Source organism: Mesorhizobium sp. BR1-1-16 (assembly GCF_020165495.1).
In the GTDB taxonomy this organism is placed as follows: Bacteria; Pseudomonadota; Alphaproteobacteria; order Rhizobiales; family Kaistiaceae; genus Kaistia.
Window position 1 is genome coordinate 854,134 of the sequence record NZ_JAIUIE010000001.1, and the last position, 18,512, is coordinate 872,645.

17 protein-coding genes are annotated in these 18,512 nt (G+C 64.8%); 11 read left to right on the top strand and 6 right to left on the bottom strand.

All coding sequences use genetic code 11. The features are described 5' to 3' along the window. Positions 1-15: 15 nt before the first annotated feature. Entirely contained in the window at positions 16-1,623 is a 1,608-nt protein-coding gene (gene secD, locus LB518_RS04115; protein WP_224573353.1) for a protein translocase subunit SecD, read from the bottom strand. A gap of 57 nt (positions 1,624-1,680) precedes the next feature. Beyond that, positions 1,681-2,022, bottom strand: a complete 342-nt coding sequence (yajC, locus tag LB518_RS04120; RefSeq protein ID WP_073055088.1) for a preprotein translocase subunit YajC — start codon at positions 2,020-2,022, stop codon at positions 1,681-1,683. 135 nt (positions 2,023-2,157) lie between these two features. Between yajC and LB518_RS04125 the strand changes: the two genes are divergently transcribed. Both LB518_RS04125 and LB518_RS04130 read left to right on the top strand, forming a co-directional pair. Beyond that, positions 2,158-3,117, top strand: coding sequence for an ATP-binding protein (locus tag LB518_RS04125; RefSeq protein ID WP_502845775.1), 960 nt, complete (start codon positions 2,158-2,160; stop codon positions 3,115-3,117). A gap of 69 nt (positions 3,118-3,186) precedes the next feature. Further along, entirely contained in the window at positions 3,187-3,537 is a 351-nt protein-coding gene (locus LB518_RS04130; RefSeq protein ID WP_224573357.1) for a YciI family protein, read from the top strand. Positions 3,538-3,544: 7 nt separating this feature from the next. On the opposite strand, the gene trmFO is transcribed toward LB518_RS04130, so the two are convergent. From trmFO to LB518_RS04145, 3 genes are all read right to left on the bottom strand, one after another. After that, positions 3,545-4,981: a methylenetetrahydrofolate--tRNA-(uracil(54)-C(5))-methyltransferase (FADH(2)-oxidizing) TrmFO gene (trmFO, locus tag LB518_RS04135; RefSeq protein WP_224573360.1), complete on the bottom strand. Its 1,437-nt coding sequence runs from the start codon at positions 4,979-4,981 to the stop codon at positions 3,545-3,547. Positions 4,982-5,175: 194 nt separating this feature from the next. Then, the gene (locus tag LB518_RS04140) at positions 5,176-5,325 is read right to left on the bottom strand and encodes a DUF1127 domain-containing protein (protein ID WP_224573361.1); all 150 of its coding nucleotides are present in this window, start codon (positions 5,323-5,325) and stop codon (positions 5,176-5,178) included. A gap of 256 nt (positions 5,326-5,581) precedes the next feature. After that, the gene (locus tag LB518_RS04145; protein ID WP_224573363.1) at positions 5,582-6,373 is read right to left on the bottom strand and encodes a DUF2189 domain-containing protein; all 792 of its coding nucleotides are present in this window, start codon (positions 6,371-6,373) and stop codon (positions 5,582-5,584) included. Positions 6,374-6,548: 175 nt separating this feature from the next. On the opposite strand from LB518_RS04145, the gene LB518_RS04150 reads away from it, so the two are divergent. From LB518_RS04150 to LB518_RS04175, 6 genes are all read left to right on the top strand, one after another. Beyond that, positions 6,549-7,343, top strand: a complete 795-nt coding sequence (locus tag LB518_RS04150; RefSeq protein WP_224573365.1) for an SHOCT domain-containing protein — start codon at positions 6,549-6,551, stop codon at positions 7,341-7,343. A 295-nt stretch (positions 7,344-7,638) separates the two neighbouring features. Beyond that, positions 7,639-8,535: a substrate-binding domain-containing protein gene (locus tag LB518_RS04155; protein WP_286198585.1), complete on the top strand. Its 897-nt coding sequence runs from the start codon at positions 7,639-7,641 to the stop codon at positions 8,533-8,535. 102 nt (positions 8,536-8,637) lie between these two features. Further along, positions 8,638-9,624: an ABC transporter permease gene (locus LB518_RS04160; protein WP_224573369.1), complete on the top strand. Its 987-nt coding sequence runs from the start codon at positions 8,638-8,640 to the stop codon at positions 9,622-9,624. Positions 9,625-9,626: 2 nt separating this feature from the next. Next, complete coding sequence (locus LB518_RS04165) at positions 9,627-10,400, top strand: ATP-binding cassette domain-containing protein (RefSeq protein ID WP_224573372.1); 774 nt, start codon at positions 9,627-9,629, stop codon at positions 10,398-10,400. A 120-nt stretch (positions 10,401-10,520) separates the two neighbouring features. Beyond that, positions 10,521-10,850: a YajG family lipoprotein gene (locus LB518_RS04170; RefSeq protein ID WP_224573375.1), complete on the top strand. Its 330-nt coding sequence runs from the start codon at positions 10,521-10,523 to the stop codon at positions 10,848-10,850. A 240-nt stretch (positions 10,851-11,090) separates the two neighbouring features. Beyond that, complete coding sequence (locus LB518_RS04175) at positions 11,091-12,152, top strand: GGDEF domain-containing protein (protein WP_224573377.1); 1,062 nt, start codon at positions 11,091-11,093, stop codon at positions 12,150-12,152. A 10-nt stretch (positions 12,153-12,162) separates the two neighbouring features. On the opposite strand, the gene uvrA is transcribed toward LB518_RS04175, so the two are convergent. Next, complete coding sequence (gene uvrA / locus LB518_RS04180) at positions 12,163-15,090, bottom strand: excinuclease ABC subunit UvrA (protein ID WP_224573380.1); 2,928 nt, start codon at positions 15,088-15,090, stop codon at positions 12,163-12,165. Between the two features lie 331 nt (positions 15,091-15,421). Here uvrA and LB518_RS04185 point away from each other — a divergent pair, with 331 nt between their 5' ends. Genes LB518_RS04185 through LB518_RS04195 form a run of 3 tightly spaced genes read left to right on the top strand, consistent with a single transcriptional unit; the run spans position 15,422 to position 18,507 of the window. Then, positions 15,422-15,940: a single-stranded DNA-binding protein gene (locus tag LB518_RS04185; protein ID WP_224573382.1), complete on the top strand. Its 519-nt coding sequence runs from the start codon at positions 15,422-15,424 to the stop codon at positions 15,938-15,940. Positions 15,941-15,970: 30 nt separating this feature from the next. Further along, positions 15,971-16,522 carry a mismatch-specific DNA-glycosylase gene (locus tag LB518_RS04190; RefSeq protein ID WP_224573384.1) on the top strand — a complete coding sequence of 184 codons (552 nt, stop codon included), beginning with the start codon at positions 15,971-15,973 and terminating at the stop codon, positions 16,520-16,522. Continuing rightward, positions 16,519-18,507 carry a tetratricopeptide repeat protein gene (locus LB518_RS04195; RefSeq protein ID WP_224573385.1) on the top strand — a complete coding sequence of 663 codons (1,989 nt, stop codon included), beginning with the start codon at positions 16,519-16,521 and terminating at the stop codon, positions 18,505-18,507. Before LB518_RS04190 ends, LB518_RS04195 begins: the two co-directional genes overlap by 4 nt. Positions 18,508-18,512: the final 5 nt, after the last annotated feature.

Sequence of the window (18,512 nt, forward strand, 5' to 3'; positions counted from 1 at the left end):
CTGTCCTTCGTTCGCTCAGAGCGAGATCTTGGTCGGACGACGCCAACGCACCCACATCGCCACCAGGAGGCGCGTGAAGGTGAAGGCGGTGAACATCGTCGTCGCGACGCCGATGGCATGGGTGACCGCGAAGCCGCGGATCGGGCCGGAGCCGAGATAGAACAGCACCACCGCCGCGATCAGCGTGGTGACATTCGCGTCAAGGATGGTGCCGAGCGCGCGATGGAAGCCGGCATCGATCGATGCGATTGCCGAGCGTCCGGATCGGTATTCCTCGCGGATTCGCTCATAGATGAGCACGTTGGAATCGACCGCCGTGCCGACCGTGATGATGACGCCGGCGATACCGGGCAGTGACAGCGTCGCGCCGAGAAGGGTCACGATGCCGAAGATCATCACCACATTGACGATCACGGCGATGTTGGCGATCCATCCGAGCACGCCATAGGTCGCGATCATGAAGGCGCAGACCGCGGCGGTGCCGATGATCGCGGCGATCTTGCCGGCGCGGATCGAATCGGCGCCGAGACCCGGGCCGACATTGCGCTCCTCGACGATCGTCAGCTTGGCCGGCAGCGAGCCGGCGCGCAGCAGGATCGCGAGATCATTGGCCGACTGGATCGAGAACGAGCCGCTGATCTGACCGGAGCCGCCGAGGATCGGTTCGCGGATGACCGGTGCTGAAATGACCTTGTCGTCGAGCACGATGGCGAAGGCGCGGTTGACGTTCTTCTGCGTCACATCGCCGAAGATCTGCGCGCCGCCGGTCGTCAGGCGGAAGGAAACCACCGGCTCGTTCGAGCGCTGGTCGAATGTCGCCTGCGCGTCGGTCAGATCCTCGCCGGTGATGAGCGGCGTTTCGTCGAGCACATAGTTGACGTTCGGATTGTCCTGGCCGGGCAGGACGATCGTGCCGGGCTTGCGCTGCGGCTCGGTCTGGCCGGTCTGGTAAGACGAATCCACCAGATGGAAGGTGAGCTGCGCGGTCTGGCCAACCAGCGACTTCAATCGCTCGGGGTCGCCGAGGCCGGGCGCCTCGACGAGGATGCGGTCCTGGCCCTGGCGAGTGATCGAAGGCTCGACGGTGCCGAGCTGATCGATACGCCGCGCGATGACCTCGATCGACTGGTCGACGATCTGGCGGATGCGCTGGGTGAGCCCGGCTTCCGAATAGGTCATCTGAACGAGGCCGTCGCTGCCGACGGTCAGGTCGAACTCGTTGATCGCCGTGCCGCCGAGGAGCGAATTGCCGAGCGGGTTGCGCAAGGGTTCGAGACGCGTCCGCACGAGGTCGAGCTGGGAGACATCGCGGACGCGCAACTGCACGCCCTGTCCCTGGACGCCAAGGCCGGAATAGCCGATGCGCGGCTCCTGCAGCATCGCCTTGCGGATTTCACTCACCAGCGTGCGCAGACGGCGCTGGACATAGTCCTGCTTGTCCACCTCGTAGAGCAGGTAGGCGCCGCCCTGCAGATCAAGGCCGAGGACCATCTGGCGTTTCGGCACCCAGCTCGGCCAGGAATCGACCGTTTCCTTCGAAAAGAGATTCGGTACAGCGGCCAGGAGCCCGACCAGCACGATGGCCAGGATCCCGATCATCTTCCAGCGAGTGAAGTGGAGCATGGGAGTTTGCGTTCCAGATGGCTTCGACCGTGTGACCGGCCGTTATCGGTGAAAGGACTATTCGCCTTCCTTGACCGGCTCGCCCTTGGCGCGCACGTCGGCGATGGCGGAGCGCGACACACGGACGCGCACGTTTTCGCCGACTTCGAGCAGCAGCTCGCTGTCGTCGACGACCTTGGAGATCTTGCCGATAAGGCCGCCGGTCATGACGATCGTGTCACCGCGGCGGACATTCTTGATCATCTCCTGATGCTGCTTGGCGCGCTGACGCTGCGGCCGGATCATCAGGAACCACATGATCGCGAAGACGAAGATGAACGGGACGAACTGGATCAGCATCTCCATGCTGCCGGCGGGGCCCGCGCCGGCTGCCTGGGCAAAGGCTTGGCTGATGAACATCGACGATTCCCTATGCTTCTGCGATCCGGAGGGAACGCATCAAAAAAAGCGCGTCGCTTGCGCCGGCCTTCACATAGGGAGAGACAGCGGCTTGCAAAACGGCGCGGACTATAGCGGCGAGGCCGGCCTTTGCAAATGCAGCCGCCAGCGTGTTACCGCAGGCCGTCTTCATCCACTGTCGACCCCGATAAATCAAGGAGCGTTCGCGGAATGGGCGAGCTTGACCTGACCCCGATCGCCGAGCGGCTCGACCGGCTGCTCGCCCTCATCGAGCGCGCGGTGCCGCCGGCGCGTCCTCCGATCGATCTCGAAGCTGCCGATGCCTTCGTTTGGCAGGCCACCACGGCGAGCCTCCAGCCCGTGCCGAAGGTCAATCGCGTCGCCATGACGCTTCTGAAGGGCGTCGACCGGGTCCGCGACATTCTCGTCGACAATACCGAACGCTTCGCGCGCGGCCTTCCTGCCAACAACGTCCTGCTCTGGGGCGCGCGCGGCATGGGCAAGAGTTCGCTGGTCAAGGCGGCGCATGCCGACGTCAACCACGCGGCCGCCGCATCGCCGGGCGGCCATGCCCTGAAGCTGATCGAGATCCATCGCGAGGACATCGACAGCCTGCCCGAGCTGATGGGGATCCTCAGGAAGTCCGACCGGCGCATCATCCTGTTCTGCGACGACCTGTCCTTCGACAATGACGATACGTCGTACAAGTCGCTGAAGGCGGCGCTCGATGGCGGCGTCGAGGGACGGCCCGAGAATGTCGTGTTCTATGCGACGTCGAATCGCCGCCATCTCCTGCCGCGCGACATGATGGAGAACGAACGCTCGACGGCGATCAATCCGAGCGAGGCGGTCGAGGAAAAGGTGTCGCTCTCCGATCGCTTCGGCCTGTGGCTTGGCTTCCACAAATGCAGCCAGGAGGATTACCTGGCGATGGTGCACGGCTATGCCGGCCATTTCGGGCTCGAGTTGCCGGAGGCCGATCTCGATTGGAAGGCGCTCGAATGGGCGACGACGCGCGGGGCACGTTCCGGCCGGGTCGCCTGGCAGTTCACGCTCGACCTGGCCGGACGGCTCGGCGTGGCGATCGCGGAGTAGGCGCCGGGGTGTCGGACACAGCGTCCGCCGTTCGTCCTCGAGATGCCTCATCCCAAGGAATGATCTGCCATGCGCTATCTCTGCCTTGTCATCGTCGACCCGGCCCGCATCGAAGGCCTTACCGAGGCCGAGCATCGGGCCATCACCGCCGAGTCGCTCGCCTATGATGGCGAACTTACGGAGCGCGGCATCCTTGTGACCGCTCATGCGCTCAGGGAGCCGCCGACCGCGACAACCCTCCGCGTGCGGGAGGGCGAGACGTTCTACACCGACGGGCCGTTCGCCGAGCTCAAGGAGCATATCGGCGGGTTCATCTTGATCGATGTGCCCGACCATGCGGCGGCGCTCGCCGTCGCCTCGGGAATCCCGATGGCGCGCTACGGTTCGATCGAGGTGCGCGCGGTGCGCAGTCTCGGCTGAGACCAGCCTATTCGGCCGCCTCGCGCAGGCCTCCTGCGAGCCAGGCGGCCGCGTCGGCCCGGGCGCGAGCCGTCAAGGCATGCTTCTTGGCCAGCGTCTTTTCGGCGCCGCGCAGCCGCTTGCCGGGCTCCTTCGGAACCTCAATCGGCGGAAACAGGCCGAAATTGACGTTCATCGGCTGGAATGACCGCGTGCTGCCTTCGTCGGCGACAATATGACCGCCGGTGATGTGGCGCAGCAGCGCGCCCATTGCCGTGGTCGGTGGCGGCAGCGACGGGGCCTCGCCAAGACGTTCGGCCGCTGCGAAACGGCCCGTCAAAAGCCCGATCGAGGCCGATTCGACATAGCCTTCGCAGCCAGTGATCTGCCCGGCGAAGCGGAGGCGCGGCATGGCCTTGAGGCGCAGCGTCGGGTCGAGGAGCTTCGGCGAGTTCAGGAACGTGTTGCGGTGCAGTCCGCCGAGACGCGCGAATTCGGCATTCTGCAGCCCCGGGATCATCCGGAAGATCGCGGTCTGCGCGCCATATTTCAGCTTGGTCTGGAAGCCGACCATGTTGAACAGCGTGCCGAGGGCATTGTCCTGGCGAAGTTGCACGACGGCATAGGGTTTGACGGTCGGATTGTTGGGATTGGTGAGGCCCACCGGCTTCATCGGCCCGAAGCGCAGCGTCTCGCGGCCGCGCTCGGCCATGATTTCGATCGGCAGGCAGCCATCGAAATAAGGCGTCGCCGCTTCCCAGTCCTTGAACTCGGTCTTGTCGCCCGCGATCAGCGCGTCGACGAATGCGTGATATTCGTCCTCGGTCATCGGGCAGTTCAGATAGTCGGCACCGGTGCCGCCAGGCCCGGCCTTGTCGTAGCGCGACTGAAACCACGCGATGTCGCGGTCGATGGAATCGAAATGCACGATCGGCGCGATGGCATCGAAAAAGGCGAGCGAATCCTCGCCGGTCAGGCCGCGCACGGCTTCGGCAAGCGCCGCGGAGGTTAGCGGCCCCGTCGAGACGATCACATTGTCCCAGTCCTCGGGCGGCAGCCCCGCCACCTCGCCCCGCTCGATCGTGACGAGCGGGTGGCTGGCGAGAACGGCCGTCACGGCGGCCGAGAAGCCCTCGCGATCAACGGCCAGTGCACCGCCGGCGGGAACCTGATGCTTGTCGCCCATCGCCATGATGAGGGAATCAGCCATCCGCATCTCGGCATGCAGCAGGCCAACCGCGTTGGCTTCGGCATCATCGGAACGGAAGGAGTTGGAGCAGACGAGCTCGGCGAGGCCGTCGGTCTGGTGGGCGTCGGTCTTGCGGACCGGGCGCATCTCATGCAGCACGACCGGCACGCCGCGCCGGACGATCTGCCAGGCAGCCTCGGAGCCGGCGAGGCCGCCGCCGATGATGTGGATCGGACGCGTTGCCGCGCTGTTTGAAGTCGGATCGATGGAGGTCATGGCGCGGACATTATGGCGCCGGCGCGCTGCAAACAACCATCCGCCCGGCTGGAAGCCGGGACAAACGAAAAACGCCCGCCGGGGAGGAGATCGGCGGGCGCTTCTCAGAGGTGGCGACGTCGCGAGGGAAGAGGTTCGCTAGTCGCCTGATCGCTGGGACGAGGGAGGAGGTTCGTCCCTGCGAAACTGAATTCTTAGTAACCGGCAACCGCGTTGCGTGCCACCTTGGTGATGTCGGCACGGTTGATGCCGAGATCGTCGAGCTCACGGCGGGTCAAACGCGCCAGCTCGTTATAGGTTTCACGATACTTGAGCCAATTCTTGTAGCTGTTGATGAGGTTCATCGCGGACATCCTTCAATCTGATCTCTGGGGTGGCAACAGTTTGTTTCTTGCCTCGCCCTTTGTTGATCCGAATGTAGGAGGGACCCGCGGATATGAGCAGCCGGAAAAAACGCATGGCTGGAATGCGGATGATGCAAGGCAGCATGCGCACTCATCGCTATTGTGCGATGCAGCATCCAGCGCTGAAGCGGACCCCTGGCGCTCCGGCCACTCGCGTTTCGCGACGCGGGATCGTCGGGTTCGCGTGCGCGCCGATCTAGACGACGATGCGCCGATAGAGATGCCATGTGGCGTGGCCGAGCACCGGCAGCACCACGGCAAGGCCGAGGAAGAAGGGCAGGGTGCCAAGCACGAGCAACACGGCGACGACGACGCCCCAAAGCGCCATCGGTCCCGGGTTGGCCACGACGGCCTTCAGCGATGTCAGCATCGCGGTCGCTGCGCCGACGTCGCGATCGAGAAGCAGCGGGAACGAAACGACGCTGATCGCCAGCACCAGCACCGCGAAGAGGAAGCCGACGAGATTGCCGATGACGATGAGCGTCCAGCCTTCCGGCGTTGTCAGGACGCGGCCCAGGAAATCGGGCATCGAGGCTGCGGCTGCATAGCCGAATGTGGCGACATAGATCGCGTGGGCGGTGGCCAGCCAGCAGAGGAAGATCACCATCAGCAGCAGGCCGAGCGCGATGATGGCTCCGAAGGACGGTGAATGGCGGATGTCGAGGACATGGACAGGCGCCGTATCGAGCTTCTGCTCGCGCCGCCGCGATAACTCATAGAGGCCGAGAGCCGCGATCGGACCGACCAGCGCGAAGCCGGCCATGAGTGGAAACAGCAGCGGTAGCACGGCCGTCCCATAGACCAGCCGTCCGAGGACCAGGCCGAGAACCGGATAGATGATGACAAGAAAGAACGCATGCGACGGCATCGCCAGGAAGTCGTCGAGACCTGCGCGGAGCGCGGACCCGATGTCGCCGATGCCGATCCGGCGAACTGCCGGCACCGCGCCATCAGCGACGGAGCCTGTGATCACATTGGATAGAGCCATGAGCCGATCCTCCCTCTGCCGCAGCAAGCGGCCGTCGAACGGGGCGGACTTCCCGGGTGGTGAGCACTGGCGCCGCTCCCGAAGCTGCGACAGGATAGCGCAGCTTCATCATTTCGACTGATCACAATCCCGCGTCTGCGATGTGGTGGATGCACCAGCAAGAAGAGGAGCCTCCATGCAGCAGCTTTCGAGCACAGGACGACGCGTTCTGGACGATCTTTCCACCCGCCATGGCGTCGGCCAGGACGCGGCGGAAACGCTGCTGGCCGCACTGGTCGTCGGAGGCGGCAGTCAGGCGCAGTTCAATCATCCCGAGCTCGGCGGCATGGGCCAATGGTCGGCCGGCGGCATGATCATGATTGGCGACATGTTCAACAACGGCCTCAAGCACCAGATCGACGGCTTCCTGAGCGAGCTCGCGACGGCGTTGCGGGGCGGCGATCTGTTCGAGCCGGCAGCTCCCGATCGGCGGGATGGCAGGGAGGGCGCCGGCCTGTTCGCGCCGGGCGGCGGCTTCGCCGCGACGAACTGGCCGGATGATCTCGGAACGCCCGCATCGAGCGGTGCCCAGAACGATCTGCACTATGCCTATTTCCCGGATACGCGGCGCCTCGCCATCCGCAAGGGCGGTCACATCACGCTCTATGACACCGCCGATCATGCCATCGGCGGCGTTTCACAGCAGCAATCCGGCGACCAGAGCCTGACCTTCACCAGTCAATACGGCACCGTCCGTCTCGACGCGCTGCGGCGCGTGGCCGGCGAAAGCGAAAAAGGTAATGAAGCCCCTGCGCCGGAGCTCACGCCTCAAGCGCCGGATTGGCCTGCGACAGCGACCGCGTCGTCTTCATCGTCCGCCGGGGGCGATATCATCGGGATGATCGAGCGGCTGGCGACGCTCAGGGAACGCGGCATCCTTTCGGATGAGGAATTCGCCGCGAAGAAGGCCGAACTGCTGGCGCGGCTCTAGCGTTGAGCCGCTTGCCGGCGGTCGTGCGGCTGCTTGCCACCTCAATCGATTGAAATTCCTCCGGTCGGCGGTGCCGCGGCGGTTGAGGTGCCGCCGCCACTGTGTCAGTCTGTCGCTGAGACGCCAGTCTCCGCGAGGATGAGGGGAGGAACCCGGATCCGCGACTGACGAACCGCGACCAGCCGGAGGCCGCGGGCTCTCTCATGACGCCGGCTCATAAAAGACAAAGACAAAGAGTTTGTTCGGGAGGACAACCGTGTTCAAGAAGCTGACACTCGCCGTGGCGGGTCTGGTCATGGCTGTCGCCATGCCGCTCGCCGCCGAAGCCAAGACATTCTATTGGGTCTCGCATGGCGGCCCCGCCGATCCGGTGTGGACCTATTTCCTCGCCGGCGCCAAGCAGTGGGCGTCCGACACGGGCAACACCGTCAACACCTCGTTCCACAATGGCGACGTTGCCTCGCAGCAGGAAGCCGTGCGCGCCGCTATTGCCGCCAAGGCTGATGGCATCGTCACCACGAGCCCCGATCCGGGCAGCCTGGTCGAGATCGCCAAGGAAGCGAACGCCGCCAAGATTCCGATCATCAACTTCAACACGCCCGATCCCAAGGCGAGCTTCAATGCCTATGTCGGTGGTGACAACGTCACCTTCGGCAAGCATTGGGCGCAGTATCTCGTCGACAAGGGGCTGGTGAAGAAGGGCGATTTCGTCTGGATGCCGGTCGAGATTCCGGGCGCCACCTATGGCGTGCAGGAAGAAGAGGGCATCAAGAGCGTGTTCGAGCCGCTCGGCATCACCTATGAGGTGACCGAAGCGACGCTCGACCAGGCCGAGGTGATCAACCGCATGGTCGATTATCTCACGACCAACAAGACCAAGGTCAAGGCGATCATCGGTCTTGGCGACCTCGTCACGGGTTCGGTCAAGCGCGTCTTCGACCAGGTCGGCGTCAAGCCGGGCGAAATCCCGGTCGTCGGCTGGGGCAATTCGCTCGACACGACCCAGGAAGTCCTGACCGGCTATGTCAATGCCGGGCAGTGGCAGGACCCGCAGGCGACCAGCTATGTCGCGCTGTCGCTGGCCAATATGGCCGCCAGCGGCATTCCTCCGGGCTTCAATGTCATCACCGGCGCGCTGTACGAGAAGGACACCGCGCAGGTCTACGACGACATTCTTTCCGGCAAGAAATAGCACCGAAGATCGTGAATGGCGCGGCGGCTCCTGCCGCCGCGCTTTAAGCATCCGCCAGGCGCGCCGGGCGGCACCGCTGTCCATTCATCATGCGGGACCAAAGTGGAACATCGATCGTTCATCCAGCGCTTCATCGGCCGGCCGGAATTCGGTCCCCTGGTGCTTCTTCTCGTCGAGGTCGCGATCTTCTGGTCGATCAACCCCGACTTCCTTTCACCGCTCAACATCTCGAATACGCTGGCCTTCACGGTCGAGCTCGGCCTGATCGCGCTCGCCATGACGCTGCTGATGACCTCGGGCGAGTTCGACCTGTCGGTCGGCTCGCTGTTCGGCTTCTCGCCAGTGCTGATGTGGACCCTTTTCAACGCCCACATCATGCCGCTCGAGCTTGGCTTCGTCGTCGCGCTGATCGTGGCGGCCCTGATCGGCCTTGTGAACGGCTGGTTCGTCACGAAGCTCAAGATTCCGTCCTTCCTCGTGACGCTCGGCATGCTGCTGGTGGTACGTGGCACGGCGCTGTTCGTGACCGACGGCTTCCCGCAGCGCACCTGGAGCGCCGGCGGCAGCGTGCTGGCCGAGGCCCTGGTCGGCGACTTCTATGTCGGGCCGTTCCGCATCTATGCCTCGCTGTTCTGGTTCATCGCCGCCGCGATCATTCTCGGCTATGTGCTCACAAAGTCGCGCACCGGCAACTGGATCCAGGCTGCCGGCGGCAATCCCGGCGCGGCGCGGGCACGCGGCGTCAATGTCGACCGCGTCAAGATCGGCCTGTTCATGCTGTCGTCGGTCATGGCGGCGCTGGCGGGCATCATCTCGTCAGTCCGCACCTCGGCTGCCAATCCCAACAGCGGCACCGGCTATGAGCTCGAGGTCATCGCGATGGTCGTCATCGGCGGCACGGCCCTGACCGGCGGCCGCGGCACGATCATCGGTACCGTTCTCGGCATCCTGATCCTGCGCATCATGCGGAACGGCATCGTGCTGATCGGCGTGCCGGGGCTTGCCTACAACATCTTCATCGGCGCGATCATCCTCGGCATGATGGCGCTGCATTCCTGGCTCGAACGCCGGCATCAGGCGGGGACGTGATCATGGCCGAACCGCTCATCCGCATGCAGAATATCCGCAAGTCCTACGGTCGCGTGCTCGCGCTCGACGACGCGACCTTCCATGTCAACGAACGCGAAATCGTCGGCCTGCTCGGCGATAATGGCGCCGGCAAGTCGACGCTGATCAAGGTGCTGTCCGGCGCCGTGCCGCTCACCAGCGGCGATATTTTCGTGCGCGGCCGCAAGGTGCAGTTCCGCACGACCAGCGACGCCATCGCGGCCGGCATCGAGACGATCTATCAGGACTCCGCGCTCGTCACCCAGCTCTCGATCGCGCGCAACCTCTTTCTCGGTCGCGAGCCGATCAAGGGACCGCGCTTCCTGAACCGGCTCGACCAGGAGAAGATGAACGAAGTGGCGCGGGAGCTTCTGCGCGAGGTCGGCATCTCCAAGAATATCCCGCCGACGACGCCGATCGGCTCGCTGTCCGGCGGCGAGCGCCAGGCCGTCGCCATCGCGAGGGCGATGCATTTCGACAGTGACCTGATCATCCTCGATGAGCCGACCAACAATCTCGGCGTCGCCGAAACGCAGGGCGTGCTGTCCTTCGTACGCAACGCCCGCGATAGCGGGCATTCCTGCATCTTCATCGCCCACAACATCCATCACGTCTTCCAGGTGGTGGATCGCATCGTTGTCATGCGGCGCGGCAAGGTGGTCGCCGATGACATCGATCCGAAGACGACGAGCGTCGCGGCCGTCGAGGACGTCATCACCGGCATGTCGGAAATGGCCGGCGGAGCGCTGCCGCATTGAGGTGATCGTGCGGCGCCGTTCGCGTCTCGCCGCTCGATCTGTTATCATTTTATCGGAGCCGACTCGTCATCTCGCGCATTGACGGTCGAATGCAACGCCCGACCAAGAGAAGCCTCCCCCATGAAGCACACCTACGCCGCCCTCGTTCTCCTTGCCGCGACCGGTCTTGCCGGCTGCCAGAGCCAGCCGATGCAGGTGTCTGCGCCGATGATGGCCGCGCCGTCAAACGAGCCGCTTGCCTGGGTGCGCAAGGACGGCCAGAGCGGTCGGGCCAATCCGGCCCTTGCTGACCAGTTTGCTTCGGATCGCGCCGCCTGTGTCGCCCCGCCCGGAGACAATGCTTCGCTCCGCGCCGCTGAAAGCTGCATGTCGGGTCGTGGCTATGTCCTGGTTCCCGCTTCCCAAGCAGCCGCGACGGCCGAGCAGTTCCGTCGCCAGGCGAGCTACTGATCCATCCCGGTTCCGGCAGATTTCCTGAACTTCGGCGAAGGACGGTTGCCCTGCAGCCATCCGGTTCATGACGCCGGTTTGCTCGCGAGCTGCGGGCTCCCGCGCGGGCTCGATGGTCCGCGCTTAATGCATGGTGAAAGACCTGTGCTGGCGGTAGGGTAGTTCCCACCGGCGGCACGGGGCTATTGCGTGCGCGTCTTCTGTCGAAATCGTTCGGGTGATCGGGATCGCGGGCTTGAAATGATGAATTTGCGTGAGCGGTGGATCAGGCGCCGTCAGCAGATTGTCGTTGCCTTCATCGCCGCGGGAACTCTGGTCTTCGCCGGTCTATGGGCCTTCGAGAGCAACGTCGGCATCATCCTGGAAAGTGATCGGTGGGCCTATCCGATCATCATCGCCTTTCTCAGCGCCAATCTGCTCGTCATCGCGGCCGTACCGCGATTTCAGCCGATCGCCGAGGTTCTCTGTTTTCTCGCGGTTGCCTTCTATCTCCTGACCCAGATTGTCTATCTGTCGTTCGGTCCGCCCAATACCAGCATCTACACCATCGCGGTTGCGCTGTTGTGGATGCCGGTACTCTATGTCGGCGCCTTCATGTTCTTTTCGCGCAGCCGCGCCATGGTTGCCGTCGGCGTCACATTCGCTCTCTCGGCGGTGGCGCTGATCAGCGGCACGGTCATCACGGCCAGCCGCGGTGAGCCGACGCTTCCGGCGTTGATGATCAACGCGCTGGTCTCGCATTTCCTCGTGCTGCTGCTGCTTTCGCTGGTTCTCATCCTCCGAGACGAATTCGACCGGATCGCCTCCCATGCCCGGAACATGGAGGACGCCGCCAATACTGATACGCTGACCGGGATCGCCAACCGGCGGGCGCTGGAAGAATGGATGCAGCGGCGCGACGCCGGTCCGCATGATCGTCGGGTCGTGCTGATGCTGTTCGACATCGATCACTTCAAGTCCATCAATGACCGCCACGGCCACCTGATTGGCGACGAGGTTCTGGTATCCACGGCGCAACTGATCCGCAGCCAGATGCGCGCGCACGATCTTGTCGGACGCTGGGGCGGCGAGGAGTTTCTTGTCATTCTCGATGGCGCCGACGCCGATGTCGCCACAAGGCTGGCCGATCGCGTACGCCAGCTCGTGACCGTCGCGGCGCATCCCGTGGCGGGGTCAGTGACCTTGAGCGCCGGCTTCGTCGTGTGCGAGCCGGCCCAATCGGTCACCACGATGTTCCGTGCTGCCGACGCGGCGCTCTATGCCGCCAAGAGCAGCGGACGCAATCGCGTGGTCGCTGGCTGACGGCGTGGCCCTATTCGGCCGCCTCGGCCTTGCGTCGACGCCGCGCGGACCTTGCCTTGTCGAGCACCGGCTTCAGGAAGCGTCCGGTATAGGAGCGCGGCTCCTTGGCGATATCCTCAGGCGTTCCCACAGCGACGATCTCGCCACCGCCATCCCCGCCTTCGGGGCCGAGATCGATGATCCAGTCGGCCGTCTTGATGACTTCGAGATTGTGCTCGATCACCACCACGGTGTTGCCCTGGTCGACCAGGCTGTGCAGCACTTCCATCAGCTTGGCGACGTCGTGGAAATGCAGGCCCGTGGTCGGCTCGTCGAGAATGTAGAGCGTCTTGCCGGTCGCCCGCCGCGACAGCTCCTTGGCGAGCTTGACGCGCTGCGCCTCGCCGCCCGAGAGGGTCGTGGCCTGCTGGCCGACCTTGACATAGCCGAGGCCGACCTCGTCGAGCGTCACCATCTTGTCGCGAATGCCGGGCACCGCCTGGAAGAAGTCCTTCGCCTCCTCGACAGTCATGTCGAGCACGTCGGCGATCGACTTGCCCTTGAACTTCACGTCGAGCGTTTCGCGGCTGTAGCGCTTGCCCTTGCACACTTCGCAGGTGACATAGACATCCGGAAGGAAGTGCATCTCGATCTTGATGACGCCGTCGCCCTGGCAGGCCTCGCAGCGCCCGCCCTTGACGTTGAACGAGAAGCGACCCGGGCCATAGCCGCGCGCCTTCGCTTCCGGCAGGCCGGAAAACCACTCGCGGATCGGCGTGAAGGCGCCGGTATAGGTCGCCGGATTGGAGCGTGGCGTCCGCCCGATCGGCGACTGGTCGATGTCGATGATCTTGTCGATGAATTCGAGGCCCTCGATCCGGTCATGCTCGGCCGGATGGATATGGGCGCCATTCAGATGCCTTGCCACTGCCGCGTAGAGCGTGTCGATGAGGAAGGTCGACTTGCCGCCGCCGGAGACGCCGGTGACGCAGGTGAACGTGCCGAGCGGGATATCGGCCGTGACGTTCTTCAAATTGTTGCCGCGCGCTCCGACCACGCGAATGCGCCGGTTCTTGCTGATCGCGCGCCGCTTTTCCGGCATATCCACGGAGAGCTCGCCCGTCAGATAGCGCCCGGTGAGCGAAGCCGGGTTCGCCATGATCTCGGCCGGGGTACCCTCTGCGATGATCTTGCCGCCATGGACGCCGGCCGCGGGCCCGACATCGATGACGTAGTCGGCCGTCATGATCGCATCCTCGTCATGCTCGACGACGAGAACGGTGTTGCCGATATCGCGGAGATGACGGAGCGTCTCCAGCAGCCTTTCGTTGTCGCGCTGATGCAGGCCGATCGATGGCTCGTCGAGCACATAGAGCACGCCCGTGAGGCCCGAGCCGATCTGCGAGGCAAGGCGGATGCGCTGGCTTTCGCCGCCCGACAGCGTGCCCGAGTTGCGCGACATCATCAGATAGTCGAGCCCGACATCGACGAGGAAGGACAGCCGCTCGCGAATCTCCTTCAGGATGCGCACGGCGATCTCATTCTGCTTGTCATTGAGCGAGGCGGGGAGGGCCTCGAACCAGGCATGGGCGTTGCGGATCGACAGCGCCGAGACGTCGGCGATGTGCTTGCCGGCGATCTTGACGGCCAGCGCCTCCGGCCGCAGCCGTGCGCCGCCGCAGGCCTTGCACGGCGTCGAGCCCTGATAGCGTTCGATCTCCTCGCGCGCCCAGTTTGATTCCGTCTCGCGCCAGCGCCGCTCCAGATTGGTGACGACGCCTTCGAAGCTCTTCTTGGTCCGGTAGGCGCGCGTGCCGTCATTATAGACGAACTCGATCTCGGTCTTGCCGGTCCCGTGCAGGATCGCGGTCTTCGCGATCTCGGGGATATCGTCCCACGGATCGGTCATCTCGAAACCGTAATGGCGCGCGATCGCCTCGAGCGTCTGCGCATAATAGGGCGAGGACGATTTCGCCCAGGGCGCGATCGCGCCTTGCTTCAGCGATACCGAGCCGTCCGGCACCACGAGATCGGGATCGATCTTCTTCTCCGAGCCGAGGCCGTCGCATTCCGGGCAGGCGCCGAAGGGATTGTTGAACGAGAACAGCCGCGGCTCGATCTCGGCGATGGTGAAGCCGGAGACCGGACAGGCGAACTTCTCGGAAAAGGTGATGCGCCGCGCTTCGTCGCGGTCATCCGTCTCGTCGGCGAATTCGGCCAGCGCAATGCCGTCGGCAAGCTCGAGCGCCGTCTGGAAGCTGTCGGCCAGCCGCGCGGCGATGTCCTCGCGCACGACGATGCGATCGACGACCACGTCGATGTCGTGCTTCAGCTTCTTGTCCAGCACCGGCGCTTCGGAAATCTCGAAGAAGACGCCGTCGAGCTTGATGCGCTGGAAGCCCTTCTTCTGCAGTTCGGCCAGTTCCTTGCGATACTCGCCCTTGCGGCCCCGGATCATTGGCGCGAGCAGATAGAGCCGCGTCCCCTCAGGGAGCGCCATGACGCGGTCGACCATCTGGCTGACCGTCTGGCTCTCGATCGGCAGGCCCGTCGCCGGCGAATAGGGAATGCCGACGCGCGCGAACAGCAGGCGCATATAGTCGTAGATCTCGGTGACGGTGCCCACCGTCGAGCGCGGATTCTTCGAGGTCGTCTTCTGCTCGATCGAGATCGCCGGCGACAGCCCGTCGATCTGGTCTACATCGGGCTTCTGCATCATCTCGAGGAACTGCCGCGCATAGGCCGAGAGGCTCTCGACATAGCGCCGCTGACCCTCGGCATAGATCGTGTCGAAGGCGAGCGAAGACTTTCCGGAGCCGGAAAGGCCCGTCAGCACCACCAGCTTGTCGCGGGGGATGTCGACATCGACATTCTTCAGATTGTGCTCGCGCGCGCCGCGCACCGAGATGAACTTGCCGGTCGTCGCGCCCGACAAACGGGTCTCAATGTCATGAGCCATGGGTCTTCGTGGTCCATCGGGTGGGGAGCGGCCTGGGCCAACCGCAAATCTAAGCTTTCGCCGCCGCCAGACAAGGCACACCGCTGCATGCCTGCCCGTCGCGCCGCCTTTTGCCGAAACTCCCGTCGAATCGTCCCCATGATCTTGCCATCAACGCTGCGATTGTCTAGAACGAAAAGAGAACATCGAGTCTTCCGGGCACCGATCACGGCCGAAGCTTTGTGGACAAGCCGCGATGTCGGGCGCATGGGCCGGCATTTAGGTCTAGTCTGGCTGCGCTTTGGCGCCGAGACGGTCTGGTTTGGCGACAGCGGACAGAAGGAAAAACAGCATGGCCGGTAGCGTCAACAAGGTGATCCTGGTCGGCAATCTCGGACGCGACCCCGAGATCCGGCGTATGGGATCCGGCGAACCTGTCGTCAATCTGAATATCGCGACCTCAGAAAACTGGCGCGACAAGCAGAGCGGCGAGCGCAAGGAAAAGACCGAATGGCACCGCGTGGTGATCTTCAACGAGAACCTCGCCAAGGTCGCCGAGCAGTATCTGAAGAAGGGCTCCAAGGTTTATATCGAGGGCCAGCTCCAGACGCGCAAATGGCAGGACCAGTCCGGCCAGGAGAAATTCACCACCGAGATCGTCATCTCCCGCTTCCGTGGCGAGCTGACGCTGCTTGACGGCCGTTCAGGCGGCTCCGAAGGCGGCGACTATGACAGCGGCGGTGGCAGCGATTTCGGTCGGTCGAGCCCGATGCAGAGCCCGCGCGGCGGCGCCGGAGCCGGTGCAGCGCGCCAGCCTGCAGCGTCGAGCTCGTCCTACGCCGCCGATCTCGACGACGACATCCCGTTCTAGGGCTGACATCCGCCCGGTCCCGGCTGCAAGGTGCCCGTCCTTCCCGATGTGCTGGCTGAAGGCCTCGATATCGTGTTCTGCGGCACGGGGGCGGGGGCCTGGTCGGCGCGGGTCGGCGCTTATTACGGCAAGCCCGGCAACAAGTTCTGGCCGACGCTCCATGCCGTCGGCCTGACGCCTCGGCTGCTGATGCCGGCCGAATATCCAGCCGTGCTCGATTATGGCATCGGTCTGACCGACGTCGCCAAGGAGCATATCGGGCAGGACGATGTGATCGATCTCGCTTTGGTCGATGCCGCGGCATTGCACGAGAAGATCGCGTGTTTCGCGCCGCGGCGCATCGCCTTCACCAGCAAGCGCGCGGCCAGTCTCGCGCTCGGCCGCCCGACAAGCCGGATTGCCTATGGCCTGCTGCCCGACAGGATCGGCTCGACCGCCGTCCATGTCCTGACCTCGCCGTCCGGCGCCGCAGGCTCGTATTGGTCGATCGAACCCTGGCGCGAACTGGTGTTGACGCGCCGGTTGATCTCGCCTGCCGCCATCGCTAAGCCTCTCGCAAACGACGCTCCGGGGACAGCATGAACAAGGCGCAACCGCAGCTCCAGCTCACCTTCGGCAAGGCGGTTGCGGCTTTTCAGGCGGGGCGCCTCGGCGAGGCCGAGCAGCATTGCCGCCTCGTCATCGCCGCGCTGCCGAAGCTGTTCGACGCTCGCTTCCTCATGGGCCTGATCCAGGCTGGCCGCGGCGCGCACAAACAGGCCGTCGAGAGCTTCGATCGTGCGTTGGCGCTGCGGCCGAAGATGGCGGAAGTGCTTGCCGCGAAGGCGGCTGCCCTTCAGGCGATGAACCGACCTGCCGACGCCGTTGCCTGCTATGACGAGGCTCTCGCGGCGTCGCCGGGCAATGCCGAACTCGTCTATAACCGGGCGACGGCGCTGGAGGCCCTCGGCCGGCAGGACGCCGCCATTGCGGGATATGCTGCGGCGATCGCGGCGCGGCCCGATTTCGTCGAGGCGCTCAACAATCGTGGGGTGCTTTTGCAGGCTGCCGGCCAGCTCGAAGCGGCGCTGGCTGATTATGATCGCGGATTGGCCGTGCGACCCGATCACGTGCCGATGCTGCATAATCGCGGCCGCCTGCTGCGGGATCTCGGGCGAACCGATGCGGCGCTGGCCAGCCTTGATCGCGCCATCGCGGCGGCGCCGGGGCGGCCCGATCTTCAGAACAGCCGCGGTCTCGCGCTTCTTGGCGCCGGCCGCGCCGATGAGGCGCTGGCAAGCTTCGACCGGGGTCTCGCCATGGCGCCCGCCGATGCAGCGCTCCGCCTCAACAAGGCCAAGGCATTGCTCGATCTCGGTCGGTTGGATGACGTTCTTGAAGCGCTGGCGAAGGCTCCTGCCGCACTGAGGACGAAGCCGGAATTCGCAGTGATCGAGGCCAGCGCGCTGTTTGAACTGCAGCGCTATGAGGATGCGGCCGCCACCACCGATCGGGCGCTGGTGGCCAACGAGGCCCATCCGGGCCTTTGGACCGATCGCGGCAACGCCCTGCGCGAATGCGGCCGGTTCGACGAGGCTCTGGCCAGCTATGATCGTGCGCTGGCGCTCGATCCTGAACACGGTCCGGCGCTCTACGGCCGCGGTACGCTGCTGCTGTTTCTTGGACGCGCCGCCGAGGGCTGGCCGAGTTTCGAGCACCGACGCATCACGGCCGTCTGGCGGCCGCGCGGCGCTGGCACGCCTGAATGGGACGGCAGCCCGCTGGCCGGTCGCACAGTGCTGCTGCACAGCGAACAGGGCCTCGGCGATACGATCCAGTTTGTCCGCTTCGCGGCCGATGTCGCGGCGGAGGGGGCTCGGGTGATCGTCGAAGTGCAGCCGAGCCTTCGCGCGCTCGTGGCAACCATGCCGGGCATCGAGGCGTGCGCGCAGGCCGAGCCGCCGCCCGCGCATGACGTCCACGCCTCGCTGATGAGCCTTCCCTTCCTGCTCGATGTCGGCGACCGGCTCGGCAGGGACCGCGTGCCTTATTTCGCCGTCGACACCGCTCGCGTTGAGGCCTGGCGGGCGCGGCTTCCGGAAGGACCGTTCCAGATCGGTATCGCCTGGCAGGGCAATCCGCGCGCCGCCGTCGATCGCTTGCGCTCGGTGCCGCTCGAAGTCTTTGCGCCGCTGGCGGCCATTCCGGGCGTCGAGCTCGTCAGCCTGCAGAAGGGCGACGGCCTCGACCAGCTCGATCGCCTGCCCGAGGGCATGGCGGTGACCGTGCTGCCCGATGATTTCGCGGCGGGGCCAGATTCCTTCATGGACACGGCCGCCGTCATGGCCAATCTCGATCTGGTGGTCTCGATCGATTCGGCCGTTTCGCATCTTGCCGGCGCACTCGGACGCCCGCTATTCGTCGCTCTGAAGCAGGTGCCGGAATGGCGCTGGCGGCCGGAGGGCGAGACATCGGACTGGTATCCGTCCGCCCGGCTGTTCAGGCAGTCGCGCCGCGGCGACTGGCATGAATTGTTCGGCCGGATCGCGGCCGCTGCGGCGGCGTTCAAGCACGCGTCGGGACGTTGAAAGGT

Coding starts and splice junctions, on each gene's coding strand:
- secD (WP_224573353.1), bottom strand. CDS start 1,623: ATGCTCCACTTCACTCGCTGGAAGATGATCGGGATCCTGGCCATCGTG.
- yajC (WP_073055088.1), bottom strand. CDS start 2,022: ATGTTCATCAGCCAAGCCTTTGCCCAGGCAGCCGGCGCGGGCCCCGCC.
- LB518_RS04125 (WP_502845775.1), top strand. CDS start 2,158: ATGCAGCCGCCAGCGTGTTACCGCAGGCCGTCTTCATCCACTGTCGAC.
- LB518_RS04130 (WP_224573357.1), top strand. CDS start 3,187: ATGCGCTATCTCTGCCTTGTCATCGTCGACCCGGCCCGCATCGAAGGC.
- trmFO (WP_224573360.1), bottom strand. CDS start 4,981: ATGACCTCCATCGATCCGACTTCAAACAGCGCGGCAACGCGTCCGATC.
- LB518_RS04140 (WP_224573361.1), bottom strand. CDS start 5,325: ATGAACCTCATCAACAGCTACAAGAATTGGCTCAAGTATCGTGAAACC.
- LB518_RS04145 (WP_224573363.1), bottom strand. CDS start 6,373: ATGGCTCTATCCAATGTGATCACAGGCTCCGTCGCTGATGGCGCGGTG.
- LB518_RS04150 (WP_224573365.1), top strand. CDS start 6,549: ATGCAGCAGCTTTCGAGCACAGGACGACGCGTTCTGGACGATCTTTCC.
- LB518_RS04155 (WP_286198585.1), top strand. CDS start 7,639: ATGGCTGTCGCCATGCCGCTCGCCGCCGAAGCCAAGACATTCTATTGG.
- LB518_RS04165 (WP_224573372.1), top strand. CDS start 9,627: ATGGCCGAACCGCTCATCCGCATGCAGAATATCCGCAAGTCCTACGGT.
- LB518_RS04170 (WP_224573375.1), top strand. CDS start 10,521: ATGAAGCACACCTACGCCGCCCTCGTTCTCCTTGCCGCGACCGGTCTT.
- LB518_RS04175 (WP_224573377.1), top strand. CDS start 11,091: ATGATGAATTTGCGTGAGCGGTGGATCAGGCGCCGTCAGCAGATTGTC.
- uvrA (WP_224573380.1), bottom strand. CDS start 15,090: ATGGCTCATGACATTGAGACCCGTTTGTCGGGCGCGACGACCGGCAAG.
- LB518_RS04185 (WP_224573382.1), top strand. CDS start 15,422: ATGGCCGGTAGCGTCAACAAGGTGATCCTGGTCGGCAATCTCGGACGC.
- LB518_RS04195 (WP_224573385.1), top strand. CDS start 16,519: ATGAACAAGGCGCAACCGCAGCTCCAGCTCACCTTCGGCAAGGCGGTT.